The sequence below is a fragment of the Bartonella bacilliformis KC583 genome, from assembly GCF_000015445.1.
GTDB classification, from domain to species: domain Bacteria; phylum Pseudomonadota; class Alphaproteobacteria; order Rhizobiales; family Rhizobiaceae; genus Bartonella; species Bartonella bacilliformis.
In genome coordinates, this window is sequence record NC_008783.1 from 1,089,211 (window position 1) to 1,107,500 (window position 18,290).

At 38.1% G+C, this 18,290-nt stretch carries 15 protein-coding genes and 5 pseudogenes; 12 read left to right on the plus strand and 8 right to left on the minus strand.

Going from position 1 to position 18,290, the window contains the following annotated elements; translation table 11 throughout:
- The first annotated feature begins 374 nt into the window (after nucleotides 1-374).
- Nucleotides 375-2,228 (plus strand): DUF1561 family protein, encoded by a 1,854-nt coding sequence (locus tag BARBAKC583_RS05120; protein WP_011807401.1) that lies wholly within the window; start codon nucleotides 375-377, stop codon nucleotides 2,226-2,228.
- 369 nt (nucleotides 2,229-2,597) lie between these two features.
- Here the strand turns inward: BARBAKC583_RS05120 and BARBAKC583_RS06975 are convergent.
- The 3 genes and pseudogenes from BARBAKC583_RS06975 to BARBAKC583_RS07115 all read right to left on the minus strand — a co-directional run.
- Nucleotides 2,598-2,820 (minus strand): annotated as a pseudogene (locus BARBAKC583_RS06975) (hypothetical protein).
- Complete coding sequence (locus BARBAKC583_RS05125; RefSeq protein WP_005767620.1) at nucleotides 2,817-3,479, minus strand: lysozyme; 663 nt, start codon at nucleotides 3,477-3,479, stop codon at nucleotides 2,817-2,819. Before BARBAKC583_RS05125 ends, BARBAKC583_RS06975 begins: the two are co-directional and overlap by 4 nt.
- A gap of 96 nt (nucleotides 3,480-3,575) precedes the next feature.
- Nucleotides 3,576-3,692 (minus strand): annotated as a pseudogene (locus BARBAKC583_RS07115) (hypothetical protein); the annotation flags it as partial.
- Between the two features lie 576 nt (nucleotides 3,693-4,268).
- Here BARBAKC583_RS07115 and BARBAKC583_RS05130 point away from each other — a divergent pair.
- Nucleotides 4,269-4,698 (plus strand): annotated as a pseudogene (locus BARBAKC583_RS05130) (type II toxin-antitoxin system HicB family antitoxin).
- A 68-nt stretch (nucleotides 4,699-4,766) separates the two neighbouring features.
- On the opposite strand, the gene BARBAKC583_RS05135 reads toward BARBAKC583_RS05130, so the two are convergent.
- From BARBAKC583_RS05135 to BARBAKC583_RS05160, 4 genes are all read right to left on the minus strand, one after another.
- Nucleotides 4,767-5,042 carry a hypothetical protein gene (locus BARBAKC583_RS05135; protein WP_005767624.1) on the minus strand — a complete coding sequence of 92 codons (276 nt, stop codon included), beginning with the start codon at nucleotides 5,040-5,042 and terminating at the stop codon, nucleotides 4,767-4,769.
- A 331-nt stretch (nucleotides 5,043-5,373) separates the two neighbouring features.
- On the minus strand, nucleotides 5,374-5,706 hold the full coding sequence (locus tag BARBAKC583_RS05140) for a hypothetical protein (protein ID WP_005767625.1): 333 nt from the start codon (nucleotides 5,704-5,706) through the stop codon (nucleotides 5,374-5,376).
- A 192-nt stretch (nucleotides 5,707-5,898) separates the two neighbouring features.
- Complete coding sequence (locus BARBAKC583_RS05145) at nucleotides 5,899-6,441, minus strand: hypothetical protein (protein WP_172952862.1); 543 nt, start codon at nucleotides 6,439-6,441, stop codon at nucleotides 5,899-5,901.
- 577 nt (nucleotides 6,442-7,018) lie between these two features.
- On the minus strand, nucleotides 7,019-7,294 hold the full coding sequence (locus tag BARBAKC583_RS05160; RefSeq protein ID WP_005767633.1) for a hypothetical protein: 276 nt from the start codon (nucleotides 7,292-7,294) through the stop codon (nucleotides 7,019-7,021).
- Between the two features lie 617 nt (nucleotides 7,295-7,911).
- Between BARBAKC583_RS05160 and BARBAKC583_RS05170 the strand changes: the two genes are divergently transcribed.
- The 10 genes and pseudogenes from BARBAKC583_RS05170 (at nucleotide 7,912) to BARBAKC583_RS05235 (ending at nucleotide 17,080) form a co-directional block, all read left to right on the plus strand.
- On the plus strand, nucleotides 7,912-8,223 hold the full coding sequence (locus tag BARBAKC583_RS05170) for a helix-turn-helix domain-containing protein (RefSeq protein ID WP_005767636.1): 312 nt from the start codon (nucleotides 7,912-7,914) through the stop codon (nucleotides 8,221-8,223).
- Nucleotides 8,224-8,465: 242 nt separating this feature from the next.
- Nucleotides 8,466-8,789, plus strand: coding sequence for a hypothetical protein (locus BARBAKC583_RS05175; RefSeq protein ID WP_005767638.1), 324 nt, complete (start codon nucleotides 8,466-8,468; stop codon nucleotides 8,787-8,789).
- Between the two features lie 65 nt (nucleotides 8,790-8,854).
- A complete protein-coding gene (locus tag BARBAKC583_RS05180; protein WP_005767639.1) occupies nucleotides 8,855-9,598 on the plus strand; it encodes a phage antirepressor Ant in 744 nt (247 codons plus the stop codon).
- A 111-nt stretch (nucleotides 9,599-9,709) separates the two neighbouring features.
- Entirely contained in the window at nucleotides 9,710-9,961 is a 252-nt protein-coding gene (locus BARBAKC583_RS07120; protein ID WP_225866722.1) for a hypothetical protein, read from the plus strand.
- A gap of 77 nt (nucleotides 9,962-10,038) precedes the next feature.
- Nucleotides 10,039-10,455, plus strand: coding sequence for an ERF family protein (locus BARBAKC583_RS07125; protein ID WP_236822979.1), 417 nt, complete (start codon nucleotides 10,039-10,041; stop codon nucleotides 10,453-10,455).
- Between the two features lie 56 nt (nucleotides 10,456-10,511).
- Nucleotides 10,512-11,091 (plus strand): annotated as a pseudogene (locus tag BARBAKC583_RS05190) (lambda exonuclease family protein).
- 118 nt (nucleotides 11,092-11,209) lie between these two features.
- Nucleotides 11,210-11,419: a hypothetical protein gene (locus BARBAKC583_RS05210; protein ID WP_005767646.1), complete on the plus strand. Its 210-nt coding sequence runs from the start codon at nucleotides 11,210-11,212 to the stop codon at nucleotides 11,417-11,419.
- Nucleotides 11,420-11,429: 10 nt separating this feature from the next.
- Nucleotides 11,430-12,478: pseudogene (locus tag BARBAKC583_RS05215) on the plus strand (tyrosine-type recombinase/integrase).
- Between the two features lie 284 nt (nucleotides 12,479-12,762).
- Nucleotides 12,763-14,685, plus strand: coding sequence for a DUF1561 family protein (locus BARBAKC583_RS05230; RefSeq protein WP_005767654.1), 1,923 nt, complete (start codon nucleotides 12,763-12,765; stop codon nucleotides 14,683-14,685).
- Between the two features lie 460 nt (nucleotides 14,686-15,145).
- Complete coding sequence (locus BARBAKC583_RS05235; protein ID WP_005767656.1) at nucleotides 15,146-17,080, plus strand: DUF1561 family protein; 1,935 nt, start codon at nucleotides 15,146-15,148, stop codon at nucleotides 17,078-17,080.
- A 371-nt stretch (nucleotides 17,081-17,451) separates the two neighbouring features.
- Here the strand turns inward: BARBAKC583_RS05235 and BARBAKC583_RS05240 are convergent, their stop codons facing one another.
- Nucleotides 17,452-17,796, minus strand: a complete 345-nt coding sequence (locus BARBAKC583_RS05240) for a hypothetical protein (protein WP_225866723.1) — start codon at nucleotides 17,794-17,796, stop codon at nucleotides 17,452-17,454.
- Between the last annotated feature and the right edge of the window lie 494 nt (nucleotides 17,797-18,290).

Genomic DNA, 18,290 nt, shown 5'->3' on the forward strand with positions numbered 1-18,290 from the left:
ACTCTTGCAGATATATCCCGAACATAATGGCCCTTGTAAAAGAAAGACAATGGCCTACTTTTACAGAAAGGCATTGTTTCTTTAAGTTCTACGGAGTTTTTAAAAATTTTAAGGTTCAGGCACATCCATCATAAATGGAAAATGACGCGAATTAAGCATTAATAATTTGTTTTATTATAGCATCATAAGTTTTGTTTTTCGAGACAACACAGTATGAAACAAAGCGCGATTTTCTGACTCATCCATAAACAATCACAGAGGGGAGAAAGTCAAAAGGAAAAAAATGCAATTGAAGCTGTTGTTATTCTTCTTGAGCTGGCTCTTGACTCTTCATACTTCTTTTTCTGCGCCTATTCCTCCAGAACAGCACAAAGTTGAGACTGGGAGTAGACAGATTTATTCGTGTTACTACAACCCGTACAACAGGCGAGTATTGTTATGCCCCAGTCTTTACAAAAGGAGATGGCTATATCTATCTCAATAACTGTAATTCTTCTACCGTTAAAGCGGCTCGCTATGACGTGTTTAAGAGAATCTCTTGGAAAATAAATGATATCTGGTTGTGCATGACAGCCCCTAGTTCAGTTACAGGTATTGGTGAACAATCTACAGCTGAGTGGGATTATATTTTATTAAGACCTTGTGTGATCAATGATCTCAATCAACAATGGATTATTGACAAAAATGTCATTTATACAGCCGATAAAAAATTTCGTGTTAAAGACTATGGCTGGTATGCTTATATTACAAAAGACAAAACAGCTTCTTATGATCATACTTTAATCTCTGCAATGACTTCTTGGATAGACAGGGTTGCTATGCCCGGTAATATGAGTTTCAGGACCTTTATAAAGTGGATATATGTAACTCCAAGCCCTCTTACTTTTTGGAGCTATTATCTTCAAAATGACTCATCTTCAGCATCTAAAGTTCCGCTGCCTCTTTATTATAATCCAGAAAATGGTCATTTCGCGCAATATTACCCTAAATATGGATCCTTCTATTGTATGAATTCCACACAATCTTCCTCTCAAGAGTGGAATTGGGTAGAATGGACACCTTGCACGGATAAAGTTACTTTCGGTAAGACCTCTTCCTACTGGGATATTTATCAGTTAAACGGAGATGAAGGTCTCATTCTGGATCAGAATAAAAATCCGCTTAGAGTCACTCGATACGGTACCCATTGGGGTGTGCCTTATACAGCTACACCTCGTTACATTATGACAGAAACAAAAGAATCCCCAACATCTAATTTTACTCTTGATTACTTCACTGCGCGATGGAATCGCTATGTTAATGGCAATTTAGGGGAGACACTTGATTATTGCCCTGCTCCTGGAAAAAAGGATACTGCACATACCTCTCATATACGAACGAAACGATCTTTACCGACTGATTTTAAACTCACCGAGGCATGGATAACAAGACTATGGCAGATCGCCGTAAGTACGAGTTACCACGGTAGGGATCATATTGCTTTTTGTGGAACCTGCCTATTACAAACTCTGCAAATGCTTGCTGAATTACAAACACGTTATCCCAATGAACCTCTTCCAGATGGACAAGGCTATTTCTTTAATACGCAGTATTTAATGAATCCATTTTTCTCATTTCGTGAAAGATTTCCTGTGCTGACAGCAAGGCTTGAAAGTACAACGGCTTATTATAATTTGCCTTATCATCCAGGAGAAGATTTTATTACGCGGACCACGAGAATAGCACGTTCAGGAGCATTAATGTTGTTACCTCAATATGATTGGAGACCTTTTTCATCATTAGCGAGAGACAGAAGCGATATGGAAAGAGTCATTCAAACAATGTTGAATACTCCTGTTGGAACAGCTTGGTTTGCTAGCATTATTATGTCAAGCCAGACAGGCATCACTGCTCATGCCCAACCTATTCTCAGAGTAGAGGAAGGACTAATAGTAGTCCCCACAAACGTATCTAATATGACTCAGACACAATTCACAACTGCTGTTAACGCCACAAATGATGTAGGAACAATTCTCAATCGTCTCTCATTCGGTGGAACTCGAACACTTCATGCACTTAGGGTTTATCAAATGGCTCAGCTATATGAACTTCCTTTGAGCATTTACATATCTGAAAACAATTGTACGGGAGAAGGAGAGCATAGAAGAGGCACTGGACGCAATCCTCTTGTTTCTCTCATTAATCAGTGTGGAAGTGGAAGTTCCGTTGGCAGATGTGCAATTCAATAGCATAGCCTTTTAAGTCTTTGCAAAGCCATTGCTTCAAATGTGTGAAGATCGTGTTCAGTGCATTCATAAGCCGTTCAAGATCAAGAATCAACAAAAATACGATCAACACTATCCATCGCGTTAAACGAAACATCAGTTTCATACCCTGGTAAATACTCATCATTTCTTGCAAAAGCTCTTTCTCTGATTCCGTGAGCTCTAAACTCTTGCTCTTATTACTTTCTCTTTTTGCCATCTTGCCAACCACACATATCTTCCTCCTGCTTGTTATGCTTTAAGAGATCTCTCGCTAAATTTGGATTAGAACTGATCACCTCTAAATCCTAGCGTTCCAAATAAATGGGTAACCACCCCACACAAGAAGCACGCTCATTTGTAGCGCATCCACTGAAACAGAGCAGAACGCACATCAAAATCACTTTTTCGGTTAATTTCATTTTCTACCTCAAGCCGTATTTTTGCTATCTTTAATGCACGCTCTGTTTGCTGGTGCTGCTCAGCTTTCTTCCCAAGATCAAAGACTTTTGCTAAAGCCATAAAAAACAGCCAAAGCTGCTAGAGTAATCAGGAAATATTCTTTCAACCAGGTCATAAGCGTTTTTCCTGAAAACGTTTGGCAACCAAGACAAGTCCTATACAGGCAGAAAAAACCATAATGGAAGCTAAAGCCCATTGAACAGGACCCTGCCCTGTAAAAATCCCTGTTAAACCTGATAAAGAACCAATGATGGGAGCAAGAACTTCTGCTTTAAAAGAATGACTGGGCCCTTTGGTTTCTACTTTTTGATAATTGGAACACACATAAGCCCCTTTGACCCATAGGCCAGCTTCTGCTGCCCGACGATTGGCAAGCCCCTGCAAACGCTTTCCCCCTGCCCGGATCCATTTTTGCAATTCAGAGGGTACGGCTTCATAATCACCTTTGTTCAGCTTTTTCAAAAGCGTCGAGTTGCAAAAAGCTTCTCCTCCCACATTATAACAAAATGATACAAGAGCAGCGAATTGCTCATCGCTTAAAGAAATAATGACAGCCTGTTCAACAGTTTTTTCAAATTGTTTTAAGTCTTGTCGTAAAACGATCTCTGCTTCACTTTCAGTGATCTTCATGCCTTCCTGTACAATGGGTTGTCCTGCTTGTGCTGTATGGCCATAGCCTATTGTCCACACTCCAATGGCATCTTGATAGGCGCACAAACGTACCCCCTCCCATCGCTTAATGAGTGCAAGTCCTTCTTTGGATATTTTTCGCATATGTCTTCTCCCCATAAAAAAAGCCCATCCCTTATGGATAAGATATTGAAGGGCAATTTTTGCAAGGTGCGGATTGAAAATCACAACGGAATGCCATTCAGTTTTGTCTACTCGCTGATTAGTCGTTTTATCGGTATAACTCTGTGAGGTAGCGATACGAAAATTGACCACCTCGGCTCCAAGAAGCCATTCTTCTACTTTCTGGATCTGCACCGAAGTAACCAATTAAAATGACTTTATTAAACATACTGATAGCCCCACCCTTTATGTTACTCTTTTTTAGAGGAAAAAACGCGTTATCTTTAAAGCTGAATATTGAAATTTAATACAGAAACTCAACAACTATTTTTACAACGCTAATTATAACATAATTATCTCATCTATAAAAACAAAAAGCATGAATAACTTACTGAACATAATAATTATTTATACATCATTATAAAATATTTTTGCTTGTTTCTGTTGTAAATTTTTATCCAATTCTTTGTTCATTGAGTTGTTAAATGTCGAACTTTTTTGTGCGATACTAACTATCTAAAGACTGAGGGGGGTGAATGAAAAGAGAAGCACTGCTTAGAGAACTGCGCAAAGAAGCTAGAAAAGAGGTATTCATTATAGTGAGGTTCCAGATGCAGGAAAAGGCTCGCATTACTTAGTAAATTTTGGAGATAAACAACTGTCGTTAAATCTAGTGAATGAACCCCAATCTACGAAAATAATCAAAAAGCAGTTAGGAATATGAGTTCCTTCACTTTAAATGCATCTTGAAACAATACTGGAATTCAAGCCATGGAATATATTTATTTACGCAAAACTAGAAGCGGATCCTGATGGCGGCTTTGTGATAACCTTCCCAGATATACCAGAAGCAATCACGGCTGGTGCAAGTCAAGCGGAAGCATTAGAGCATGCTTCTGAAACCTTAGGTTTAGCACTGCAGAGCTATCTTATACGTAATTTACCTTTGCCTACACCACAAAAGTATAAAGGTCTCGTAGCGATAACGGTAGATGCATGGAACGCCCTTAAATTAGCAGTAATAGAAGCTTTTAATGAAGTTGATATTACAAAAACAGAATTGGCTAAACGTCTTGGAAAAAAAGAAACAGAAGTGCGACGTATTCTCGATCCAAATTATCCAACTAAACTTCAAAAGCTAGAACAAGCATTAGCTGTTCTTGGCAAACAAGTGATTATTTCAATTAAGGATGCGGCATAACTTGCATCCTCCTCACTTTGCGGAATGAGAAAGATGCAAATTAAAAGCTCTACATAAGATTATGTGCATTACCAAAGCATTTTAAATTCCTCATAAGATAACTGATAACGGCCACCATCATTATATGCTTTTTTGATATCATTAATTGCTTTAAGGTGATCTTCTTTACAACCGTCTGTATTCCCGTTGTTACTGTAAATTTGCCATGCTTTGTCAGCATTACATTTAGCTTGCTCCTTTACCCACGCCCAATATGTCTGTTCATCCATAACTCCAGCCGCGACTGGTGCTACTACAGAAGACAAAGCAGAACATAAAGCTGCAGCTAAAACAATACGTTTCATGAGATCAATCCTTTATAATAATAAATCCATAAAGAATCCTACTTGAAGGATTCCATATCTATGAAATAAGGCGGTACACATTTTGGCTACAATTGTAAACATAACAATGTCCGTTTTGTGTTCTATTTTCTCTCAGCCTCTTATAGAGCTATTTCTCGTATTCTTCTTAAGAAGAAAAACTGCAATTCGTTGCTCTCTTTCGTAAGGTGAACTCTCAACCTTTCTGAAATTTGTCTAAGCAAAAACCTTGCTGCCAGTGGATCTTGAAGTTCCCAGTGCAAAAGTTAGAGTGAAAAAATATTGACATCCTCCTCACCCCTGAAAGACGATTTTACAGTACCTCTGTGCAATTAGCTGAATGCTTTTTAATGCCTTTATTGATTTCCTCTATGAGGGGTTCAAGATTGAGAGCGGTTTTTGGCAAATTACCACCGTATATCCATGCTTTCACTTGTGCTTTAGTGCTAAAGTCTGCCTTTTCTGGTACATCATAAAACTGAAAACCTTCAAATGCCTCAAACTCTCGCCTCCCGTCTTCATATTCATACAGATTATAAAAATACTCAGCAGAGCCAAGACCCCAAGGGACATGGCCAATGGCTGTTGCAACAAACCGCTCTTGTGGTTTATTGTCTTTGGAGAACCAACGTTTCACAATTTCCATAATCTCTCTCTTAATGGCAGCTTTTAGGTTATTTTTAGTATATGCCTTTATTTGGCTTAAATTGACTCACACAGTGCGTTTTAAAATTTCTGGTGCATTCATCAAAAAACTTTCAAATCTCTTTCGGTTAGCTTGTATGGCGATTTAAAGCATCATCCAACCCAAAACCTATCAGCACTTCCCAATATTTTGCTAAATTGCAAAATTATCCCAAGAAACCGTTTCAGATTTCTCCAGGACTTTGAAAACATACTCAACACAGCCTCGGATATCTCTCTCAAGTTTGTCACAATAAGCATAAAGCTCTGGAGCAGAAGGCATGAATGTTTTTGATAACCCCTCTGCCTTCCTTTTCATGATATCCCTGGTTGCCGTCTTGAGTGCCCAATGACTCACACCATTGAGCGAGAGAAGATAAGCCGTTGCTGTTGCTTTCGCGTCTGCAGTAGATTGATGCTTAAGAACACCAGAAAGTAACCGAAACATTGCACTCAAATCTTCTTTCGCAGCCTTTTCATCAAGGATTGTCAAAGCTTTATGTCCCAAAGAGATAATTTTCTTCGCCTCTGAAAGGGAAGGCTTCTTGCCTCGAGCCCAAAGAAACGGCGGTTTTGTCATCCTCATCGCGTAAAATGCTGTAGAGATCTGACGAATCTTTGATAGTGGACATGTATCGTGCAACGCTATGACTCCAGCCACGCTGTCCCCCGCTTTGAGAATTATTTGAGTTTCCATAGTGTTTCCTCTTGTCCAATTGCTCTATTGCAGTTCTCACCCAATTGCGCCACGTCCGATACCAATCCACTTTCGTGGCATGTGCTCCAGCTTTCGCAAGCCAATAATCTCTGAATTTTGCGATTTCTAACGCAACGCGTTCTGGCGGTAAGCCAAGCGTAACAGCAGCTTCTCGATCAGGTTCATAGTTCTCTGGTAAGCGACAGCCGCGTTTTGTGCGTTTTCGAGATAGCGTAATTTCTTGAGCAGGTTCCAAATGGTTTTTTGCAAAACACAAGGGGGGAGATTTGATCAAGCCTGTTGTGATCTTTTCCAAGTTAGCAGAAAAATCAAAATCCTGTTCCTCACGTGTACGCGCACGCGCGCACCCTTTGGGTATTTTTTATTTATTTCTTTTAGGGGGTATGGGGGGACCTTTTCTTTCTTTCTTTTTTTGTGTTAGTTGGATCTTCATCACAAACGGAGGGTTCAAAACACTTTGAATTCTCCTTCAATCCATCATCAACATATTGATTTTCATAAGATTTTTTATCTTTTGTGTCACAGTCATGATTACTGGAAACTATACTAGAGTATACTAAAGATACGTTAGTATTTTAGTATTATTGTATACACTCGTATCATTACACACTACTGTATCTTCAGTATGATTGATGTCATCAAATACATAACTAGACGTAACAGATGTCGCCTCTTCAGCCTTTTGTTTTTCCCAACGAGCCTGCACAGCAAGAGAGGCTTTTTTTGATCTCTTTGCTGCTTCTTCCTGATCATATAATTTAACGCATAAAAGAATTTTCTCAGCGGAAACTTCTGCAGCGCTCATGATATCAATAATGATTGAAAGTTTCACTTCATACCCCCCTTCTGTAATTAAATTTAAATTGCTAAAGTGTCTGCTGCATTATCATCTTGTGGTACATGTCCTTTGAAACACACAGGCTAAATCGCAAAAACGCATTCACCCCTTTAACTGATACGTTGAAAAGTGAACCATTCCGTATATTATACGTATATTATAATTGTGTGTGTTGGTGCGGCTTTGTGTGCAAGCTGGAATTATCTACACAGAAAGGTGTTTTGAATATTTTCTTTTTTCGTATTAATGGCCTGCAAGCGTTCAGGATAAAAGAAATCTTCTAGTCGTAAATCAATGCTGTGTCGTTGAGCATAATTGAGTCATTTGCTTGATAAGGTGCAGGAAATAACCCATTGGAGCCTCCTTTTTCCTTAGAATAGGTAGTACGATAAATAGACCCCTTACTTTTATGTAAAATGCATGAGACCTTATTAGCCCCCCTTAAAAATTTTATGATAGTATATGCAGGTTCTTGTTTCATCATTAATACTAATCCATAAACTCTGAATTTTTTCACACTCATATAATTTCGTAAATTATGAATTTTGCCAATGATAAGTTTCATAATTTTATACGTTGATTTTTCGTTTAATCTGAAGGAGTTTTATTCTATGGAACGTGAACAATTAAAATTATGGCTTAAAGAGCAGTTAGCTAAAAAAGGACACGGTAGTAAAAAAATGCTGGCGGAATACCTAGGTGTATTGCCATCTTCCATAACCAGCATGTTAGAAAACTCAGAAAAAAATCGTATAATAAAAGCAGATGAGTTAATAAAGATTATTAATTTTTTCGGTGAAATTCCACCTTTTTTAATTCAAGAATCTGGGCAATTTGTTAGTCTTTTTTATCAAGCAAAGCCTGAAGTTCAGCAAGCCGTTTTAACGATTCTTCAGAATTCTGAGCACTCAGACAAAAAATAATAGCAGCTATCACCTTTTTATCCCTGCCATTCCAAAGTTTTTTAGCATTTTTTTGTCCATTCCTTATTCTCCACCTGTATAAAATTCATATTTTCTGAATTTTATTATTGACATATTTTGTAAAAAATGAAATATGAGCTTATAAACAATACATATTCAATTTCCAATAGAGCGCGAGGGGGAAAAGATGAAAAAACCAATTTTTGTGAATCCAGATGAAATCTTATTAATTACGTACAGCGATGGAGAGCAAGCACATTGCTCAATCTGGACCCTTTTATGATGAATTTGAAATTTTGGAAGCACTAAAAGGTACAGAGAGCGCTGAACAGATCTTTCGTGTAGACCTTGAAACTAAACATTATGAAGATTTTTCCGAAGAGATTGCAGAAACCTATATCCGTGATAACAGCATCTGTCTTGATGGAGCTGTTGAGCATCCATTTATTGAAAATAGCAATGCATATGCTGAATTTCTAAAAGAGCAAAAAGCACAAAAGTCCAATGATATCATCTACGGCAGATATGAGCAGCAACACCGCTTGCGTGCTTATGATTTAGCGTGACGACTTCTAAAGCGCTTGAAATCAATCACTCTTGACTAACTAATCCTATCTCTATGAGGTTCGCAATGGAAGAGCTTATCACTATTCAGCACAATACAATTAAACAAGACACAATCCAAACTGTTAATGCGCGTGAGCTGCGTGTCTTTTTAGAAGTGGGCCGTGACTTTCCAACATGGATTAAAAATCGTGTTAAGGAGTATAATTTTCAAGAAAATCAGGATTTTATAGTTTTCCCCCAAATTGGTGAAAACCTCCAAGGCGGCCGCCCTTCTAAGGATTATGCTCTCACCTTAGACATGGCAAAAGAACTTTCCATGGTTGAACGCAACGAGAAAGGCAGACAGGCACGACACTATTTCATCGAGTACGAAAAGCTTGCAAAACAGATAGCTGCACCTCGTATCGATTACTCCAATCCTGAGGTGATGCTTGGCTTTGTGACATATTTAAAAAGCGAAAATGAACGCAAAGACAATGTCATTGCCAAATTAGAACCAAAAGCACAAGCCCTTGAGCAATTATCTCGCTCAGATGGCTTGTTGTGTATTACAGATGCAGCAAAAATTCTTGAAATGCGTCCAAAGGATTTGTTCAATCGATTGCAAGAAAAAAAATGGATCTACAAAAGAACTGTTAAAAGTTCTTTCATTCCTCATCAAGACAAAATGAATATCGGAGTGATAGATTATCACATGACAATAATAACTAAGCCAGATGGTTCTGAGTTAACTATAGCTCAAGCAAAAATCACATCTAAAGGTTTAAGCGTTCTTTCACAAGAATTACGCAAAAACAGTATGCATTAATTGACATCATCATCGCTCTAAAGAGCAATTTTACAGCAATCTTATAGCTATTTAACACAATACGTTCTGCACGCCACAGAGGAAGTGCGCTCCAAATTAAGGATGTGAGACATGAATGAACAAAGCTCAACAATAACTCAACAATCAGAAAACTTAGAAATCAAAACCACAGCTTTAGATAAAATTCTCGATAAAGCCTTAGAGAACGATGTGGATATGAACCGTATAGAACATCTCATTGCTTTGAGAGAAAAAGAGATCGATCGACAATGCTATGAAAAATTCGTGTCTGATCTTTCAGCGATGCAATCTGAATGCAAAGAAATCATCAAAAACGCTACAAATAACTTTACCAATAGGTAAATATTGCCACTCTTGATTATTATATCGACGGGGTTAAAGAGGCTCTGGCAAAACACCGATTTGCTCTCTTTTCTAAAATTAAAAGCCAAACCACAACAAATATTGTGATAGAAATAACACTGGCACATCCCTCTGGTCACAAAGTTTCAACAGATGGAGAATTTCCTATTAATGGAGCCGGTTCCAAAATAAGCATCCAGTCTATTGGCTCGACAATCACCTATGCTCGCCGTTATTTGTTAGGCATGTTGCTCAATGTCGCGAGCAGAGACGATGATTTAGATGGCAACAGCTTAGAGACTGTTATGCCTGCATCTCCTCAACAAGTTACTGAAATCAAACAGTTAATCAAAACAACTCATGCCAATGAAATAAGAATGTTAGCTTTCGTCAAAGCAAATAGCATTGCAGAAATGTCCGATTATCAAGCACAAATGGCTTTGAATAGTTTGAAAGACAGACAACGCATTCAAAGCTTCCCAACACCACAATAAACGGAACGTAACATGAATAAAGAACAGCTGAATGGTTTCAAGCACGGTTAGGAAAAGTGACAGCTTCAAACATTGACTATGTCGTCAACAGAACAGTGAAAGGTTTACCAACCAGCAAATATGAAAACTATAAAATTAAACTCATCACAGAACGCTTAATAGGTCAAATCAACCCATCTTATGAAACACAAGCGATGCAATGGGGCGTTGAGCATGAAGATGAAGCCATTGAGGAATACAGTTTCATCTATGATCCCCATGTAACCCGATGCGGTTTCATATCCCATCCAACATTTAAAATGGCTGGAGCCAGCCCTGATGGTCTGATCGGGAAAGATGGATTAATTGAGATTAAATGTCCTCAATCAACAACGCATCTACGCTTTTTCCTGAATGGCGATATCAAACCTGAATTATCTCTTACAAATGCAGTTCCAAATGGCCTGTACAGGAAGAAAATGGTGCGATTTTGTAAGCTACGATCCACGGTTTACAGACCAGTCAGCCATATTACGGATGAAAGTTCAACGTATGAACCGCGATGATGAGCAGATTGAACACATTAATAAAGCTGTCGAGAGATTCTTGACAGAAATCGAACAAGACATAGAGCAGATCGGCATCAAAGCTGCTTAAGAAATAGGGAGCACTTTTCTTCCCCCTAAAGCGTTCTCACCCTTCTCACAACTATTTCTAACTATGCGTGCTTCACGCCACGAGCGAATTGCGCCCAAAAATTAAAAGGATATTCAACATGGCTCATAGACTACCGACCATAACACAGCCTGCTATTGCTCGTGCCTTACGAGAAGCTAAAAAACAAGGCTGTGAATTGATGGAAATTAAGCCAACTGGCGAATTATTAATCTATTTAAAACCTGGGATCGGAGTATCCAATACAGCTATGCATCCTGATAATTTCTGGGATCTCTTAAATGATGATACCTCTGAAATCATCTTATAGGGCTATATACATGCCAAAAACACGACCACCTCATCTTGTAAAACAAATCACACAATATGGTAAACTGTATGGTATGTCCGTATTGGCCATGGCCCAAGACGGAGAGTACGTGGAGCGTATGGAACGCAAGAATTCATCAACAACTATAAAACTGCGCTCTCTGAACTAGAAGGACGTACACTCCCTTTATCGAAACCAGGGGCTCCTGTTGAAGGCTCTTTTGCGTGGCTACTGACACAGTATTTTAACAGTGTCAATTGGTATAGCCTTGCCAAATCAACCAAGAGACAAAAAGAACTCATTTTGATGAAAGTTTTAGATTCTATAGGTCATCTCTCCTATAAAGTGATACAGAAAAAACATATCATAGCAGGTGTTGAACGACGAAAAGAAACACCTGCTACTGCCCAAAATTTCCTAAAGGCTTTGAATAGCCTTTTCAAATGGGCAATGGAACAAGGTCTGTTAGAAAAAAATTCTACTCTTGGTGTCAAAGCTCCACCGTTAAAAAATAAAGATGGATTTATCGTTTGGTCTGAAGCGGACATAGACAAATATTATTATCATTGGCCATTGGGAACTCATGAACGTGTTTGGATTGATATTCTTCTGTACACAGGCTTACGACGTGGTGATGCAATACGAATTGGCTGGAAAGATGTAACAGATAATATTATTCATATAAAAACGGAAAAAAGCAAATTTCAAATGGACGTCTTTCTTCCTATTTTACCTGAATTAGCTGAAACCCTTGAAATTGGCCCAATTGGTGAAGAAACATTTATCTGTGGCAAAAACGGTAAGAAACTAACCAAAGAGGGTTTTGGTAATGTATTCAGAGAAGCTTGTAACGTAGCCAACGTTAAAAAATCAGCTCATGGATTAAGAAAATTAGCAGCAACAAGGGCAGCCAATGCAGGAGCAACAGTAGCACAACTGAAAGCAATTTTTGGATGGACTGAAGACAACATGGCATCTCTTTACACCAAGAGCGCAGATCGTAAAAGACTGGCTCTAGAAACCATAAAAAAGCTTCAAAAAATGAGGGATAGAGGCTAAAAAAATTCAATAAAATCAATAGCCGTATAATCCCTCATTTGGATATAACCATTTGATTTTCTTATATAAGACGTACACCTCTTCTGGGCACCATTTTGTTTTTTTAAATATTAAAAACATTGATTTTACTGATCGTTTTTTTAAATAAAGGATCATATAATCAACGTAAGGGAATAAGATTTTCCGACTCACCTCTGCAAACTTCATCAAATTGACCTTTAAAAGCAGAGTTATTCGACTAATTTATAAACAATCACAGAGGGGAGAAAGTCAAAAGGAAAAAAATGCAATTGAAGCTGCTATTATTCTTCTTGAGCTTATTATTAACTCTTCATACTTCTTTTGCTGCTCCTATTCCTCCTCAAATCATACAAAAACCTCCTCAGGAACCTGGTGACAGAGCTATTCGTGTTAAAGTCCATACAGGGAAAGAATATTGCTACACCCCAACATTTGTGAATGGGGAAAGTTACGTTTACATCGGGGATTGCAATTATGGTAAAGTGGCCAGATATGATCTCTTTCGAAGAATAGCCTGGAAGATCAATGGTGTTTGGCTATGTATGACAGCCCCTAGTTCAGTTACAGGTATTGGTGAAAAATCTACAGCTAAGTGGGATTATATTTTATTAAGACCTTGTGTAATCAATGATCCCAACCAACAATGGATCATTAAACAAGATGCCTTCTATACAGCCAATAAAAATTTCCGTGTGAAAGATTATAAATGGTATACTTATATTTCCAAAAACCCGAATGATTACTACGATCATACCTTAATTCCTACAATGAATCAGTGGGAAAAAATTGTGGCTACTCCTGTGAATATTAATCTCAAAACATTCATAGGCTGGAATTTTGCAAGTGGCCCTAGCTTCTCTAGGTACTACATAACAGATGATGGATCTAAATCAGACGTTTTTGATCTTTACTACAATCCTGAAAATGGCCGCATTGCCAGATATTTTCCTTCCACGGGAGCGATGTCTTGTATGGTTTCTCAACAAGCTCCTTCCGATGATTGGAATTGGGTCAAATGGCTGTTGTGCAACGATAAAGATACTGTCACTGCTAAACAAGACATTGCATCCTGGGACATTTCTTTGTTTGCTAGACGTGAAGGAACACTTACGGATTATAAAGGTAATTTTTTAAGAGTGACCCAATATGGCTCCAGTTGGGGTTCCCCCTACACAGCTAAGCCTGATTACCTTGAAAAAGACACAACAAACTCTCCAAAATCTAACTTTATTTTTTCTTATGACATGGAGAGATGGTATCGCTATGTCAATGGGAATTTAGGGGACACACTTGCTTATTGCCCTGCTCCTGGAACAAAGGAGAATATTGCTAAAACACGAGTAAAACGATCTTTACCTCCTGATTTTCATTTTACCGATCAATGGAAAAGAAGACTATGGGAAATTGCCGTAAGCAGTACCCCTATGGGCTTAGAAACAATTGGCCTTTGTGGCCCCTGTATGGTGCAAACTATGCAAATACTTGCTGAATTACAAGAACGTCATCAAAGAGAACCCTTTCAAAACGGAGAAGGTTATTTCTTTAATACACAAGAAGGTGTGGATCCATTTATCTCACTTCGTACTAGATTTCCTGATCTTACACGAAGACTTGAAACTATACGTCTTAATCATGATAGGCCTTACCATGTAGGAGAAGATTTTGTAACACGAATGAGTAGATTAGCTCGTGCAATGGCATTAACGATGTTACCTCAATATGAATGGAGGCCTTTGACTCTTGCAAGAACTCACGAAGAGATGATAAGCAGGATTAGAGATATATTGCGTGCTCCTGCTGGAACAACTTGGTTTTCTGTAGCTATCAGACAAGATGAACGAGGCCTCTTCCTTGGTCATGTCCAACCTATTATAAGAACAGGAAACGGAATCATAATATTACCTACCAACACATCTGGTACAACTTTGGAGCAATTCAGAGGGTATTTTACCCCTATAACAGATCCACAGATAGTGCTTTTTGAACTTTTGCGAGGCAGTAGCACTAGAATTCAAACTCGGTCAATTGCATTTTTTCAAATGACTCAATTAGATGAAATTCCTTTGAGTCTGTACGTATCTCAAAGCAATTGTACTGGAGAAGGTGATGGTAGAAGAGGCAATAAAAAACTTCCAAGAAGCTCTTTCATTAATCAGTGTTTAAGTGGAAGATGTTCTATTCAATGAAAATTAACAATTGTTAAAAAAATGAATGTTCCTAAACTCTTTCAATGATAACTCATTGAAACAATATTGTCTATATTACGAAATAGTACAGCCTTTTAATTCTTTGAATGAGTGCAGATCGCGTTAAGTATATTTAGACATTCAAGATCAAGAATAAACAAAAATATAATCAGTACTTCCTATCCGTCGCATTAAGCGAGATATCATTTTATACCTTGATAGCTAATCATGATCCCTCATGTTTCTCCGAAACATATACTGATTTTAAGTTATGTAAATATTCAAGCTGTTTATCACAAAAATTTAATATAAACGCAAAGACATAAATTAGTCTTACTTATATCTCAAATGCTGAAAGGCTTTCTATTCAGAGAAAAAACTTTCAGAAAGAAGATATTCAAACAGAATTTCTCGCTTAGTTTGTTAATATTACAATGATCTATGGTAAAAAATAACAAAAATGGAATTGAAGCTGTTGTTATTTTTTTTTATTTTATTACAGACGCTTCATATTTCTGTTGCGGCTCCCATTCCTTCTTCTCCCATTCAACCCCCTACTGATACCGCTCATGATGAAGCTATTCGTGTCCGGGTTCATACAGGATATGAATATTGTTATACGCCAACATTTGTAAATGGTGAAAGCTATGTTTACCTTAACCGTTGTTCTTCTTCCAGGGCTCCATCTGCTCGATATGATGTCTTTCAACGAATAGCTTGGAATGTGAATAATGTTTGGCTATGTATGACGGCTCCTAGCTCTGTAACAGGCATTGATGGAAAGTCTACAGAAGATTGGGATTATCTCTTATTAAGACCTTGTGTCATCAATGATGCTAATCAACGCTGGATCATTAAAGAAAATGCTTTGTATACAGCTGATAAAAAATTCCGGGTTAAAGATTACAAATGGTACGCTTATATTTCAAAAAACTCAGGCGATTACTATGATCATACCCTTATCGGGATGGATAAGTGGGCAAACACTGTAGCTCCTCCTGTGAACCTTAATACAAAAACTTTCTTAGGTTGGAACTTTATCAGTAGTCCTACCCAGACTAGATATTATGTTACAGACGATGGATCTCGAGCAGAACTATTTGATCTTTATTATAATCCAGAAAATGGTCACCTTGCTCGGTATTTTCCTTCCTCTGGAGCAATGTCTTGCATGGTTTCCCAACAAGCTCAATCAGAAAGTTGGGATTGGGTAAGGTGGTTATCATGTAAGGAAACTATTTCCCACAACACAGAAGACAAAGATATTGGTTTTTGGGATATTTCTCAGTTAAACGGAAACGAAGGTCCTATTTTGGATTATCTAGGCAATCTGTTAAGACTTACCCAATACGGCTCCAATTGGGGTTTCCCTTACACCGCTACAAGTGATTATATTACTAAACAAGAATCGCAATATAATCACCCTACCTCTGATTTTATTTTTGAGTACGACATTGAACGGTGGAACCGCTTTGTCAATGGGAATTTAGGGGATACGCTTACTTATTGCCCGGCTCCTGGAACAAAGAAGAATGTTACCCAGACGGCTCACATACGAGAAAAACGATCGTTACCTCCTAGTTTTGAACTCACTGAGGAATGGAAAGAAAGACTATGGCAGATTGCTAGAAGTAATGTTCATGGCACAACACCAAGAATTGCCTATTGCGGCCCCTGCATGCTGCAGACTTTACAAATGCTTGCTGAATTACAAACACGTTATCCAAGAGGACCTCTTCCAGATGGAGCAGGCTATTTCTTTAATACAGCTCCTAATAGAAATCTATTTATTTCCTTTCACGCAAGATTCCCTCTGCTTGCAGAAAGGCTACGTAGCACAGAAAATTATATTAATGTCCCTTTGCACACAGGAGAGAGTGACTATACACGAACAACGAGAATAGGTCGTTCAGCAGCACTCATATTATTGCCCAATTATGACTGGAGACCTTCAGCTGTTGCTAGAACACGTGAAGAGATGAGAAGCATAATTCAAAATATGCTTACTGCTCCTAGTGGCACACTTTGGTATCTTGCAATGGTGAGAACAAGCTCTACAGGAACATCTGGCCATGCTCAACCTATTTTGCGAACAAGGGATGGGCTCGTATTAATCCCTACAAATACAGTTGGAACAACTTTTGAGCAATACCTACAACGTCTTACTCCAATAACAACAGTAGAAGGAGTGTTAAATGATCTTACACGTGGAGGCGCTCTAATACTTAATTCACTTGCAACAACTCAAATGGCTTTGAGATATGAGATTCCTTTAGATTTTTATTTGTCGCAAAGAGATTGCACGGGAGAAGGAGATGGGAGAAGAGGCAGTGGCCTTTTTCCAAGAGCAGCGCTTTTTAATCAGTGTCTCAGTGGCAGATGTGCGATCCAATAAGGTGCTTAAAGCCTGTGTTTTAAGTTTTAGAGCGCAATCGATAAGGCAGAGCAACAAGCTTCACGAGTCTTTTACTCTTGATAATTATCCTGAGTTTTATACAGGAGAGGATCCCCATGATAAAGATTAAACTTTTATATCAGTATCAACATTAGATTTACAATCTATGCTTATCTGTACCTATAAGTAACCATCATTATAAGATGCTTACAAAAAATTAATAAGGAAAAACAGAAGATAAATCTAACTCACTCTGTTTTCCCTAAACCTCAGCTGCTAACACAATGGTGTTTCTTCATGAGACTGCGAATCTCGCGCAGCAGGACTCTTGCTTTTCCAAGAGCCTCTTTTATTATAACGACGCTTCACAATTACTTAAACTCGCATGACATCCATCTTTGGCCACTATATCTGTCCGGGTTTAACAACCCACAACTAACCCTCAACCCAAGAGCGGAAATAATACTACGATAGCGTTCTTGAATTTCAAACGCTTTATCTTTGTATTCAAACAGGTTTTTTCTACTAGGAACAACAATTTTTTCAAGAATGGCTCTCCCTCCTTCTCCCAAATTACCTTCTGTTACAAGTGCACCCACTACTTTATCCCTCACAGTACCCCAACCACCCCCCACCGGCAGTGCATTAGCGGTTACTGGTACTATTACTGAAGACAAAGCAGAACATAAAGCTGCAACGAGAACGATACGTTTCATGAGATAAATTTCTCCATAAATAATTAAATTTACAAAGGATCCCATTGAAGGATCCCATTGAAGGATCCCATTGAAGGATCCTGATTACGGATTAATCAGTACACATTTCGGCCATAATTGTCAATCAGATAATGTCTCTTTTGTGTTCTTTTTTTGTCTTTATTATCGGTTTTGTATTCTATATCTTTCAGTCTCTTACCCCCTTATTACGCCTCTTCCGCGTGTTTTTTAGAAAAATAAAAAACTGCAACTTCTTGCCTTTTGCCTTATTCTTCATGTCAATGCTTAAACTCTCTAGTATTCTTCTGCATAAAAATCTTTCTCCTAGCGAATCTTGAAGTTCCTGTTACAGAAGTAGAGGGAGAGAATAGTCAAAAATTGAAAGATTCTAATGATACAATTAGTATTATAATAATATTATAAGATAGTATCATAAGCATTTAGATTAATGGAAACAGCATAAGGAGATGTGTTCCATAAATAAAGACTTCCCA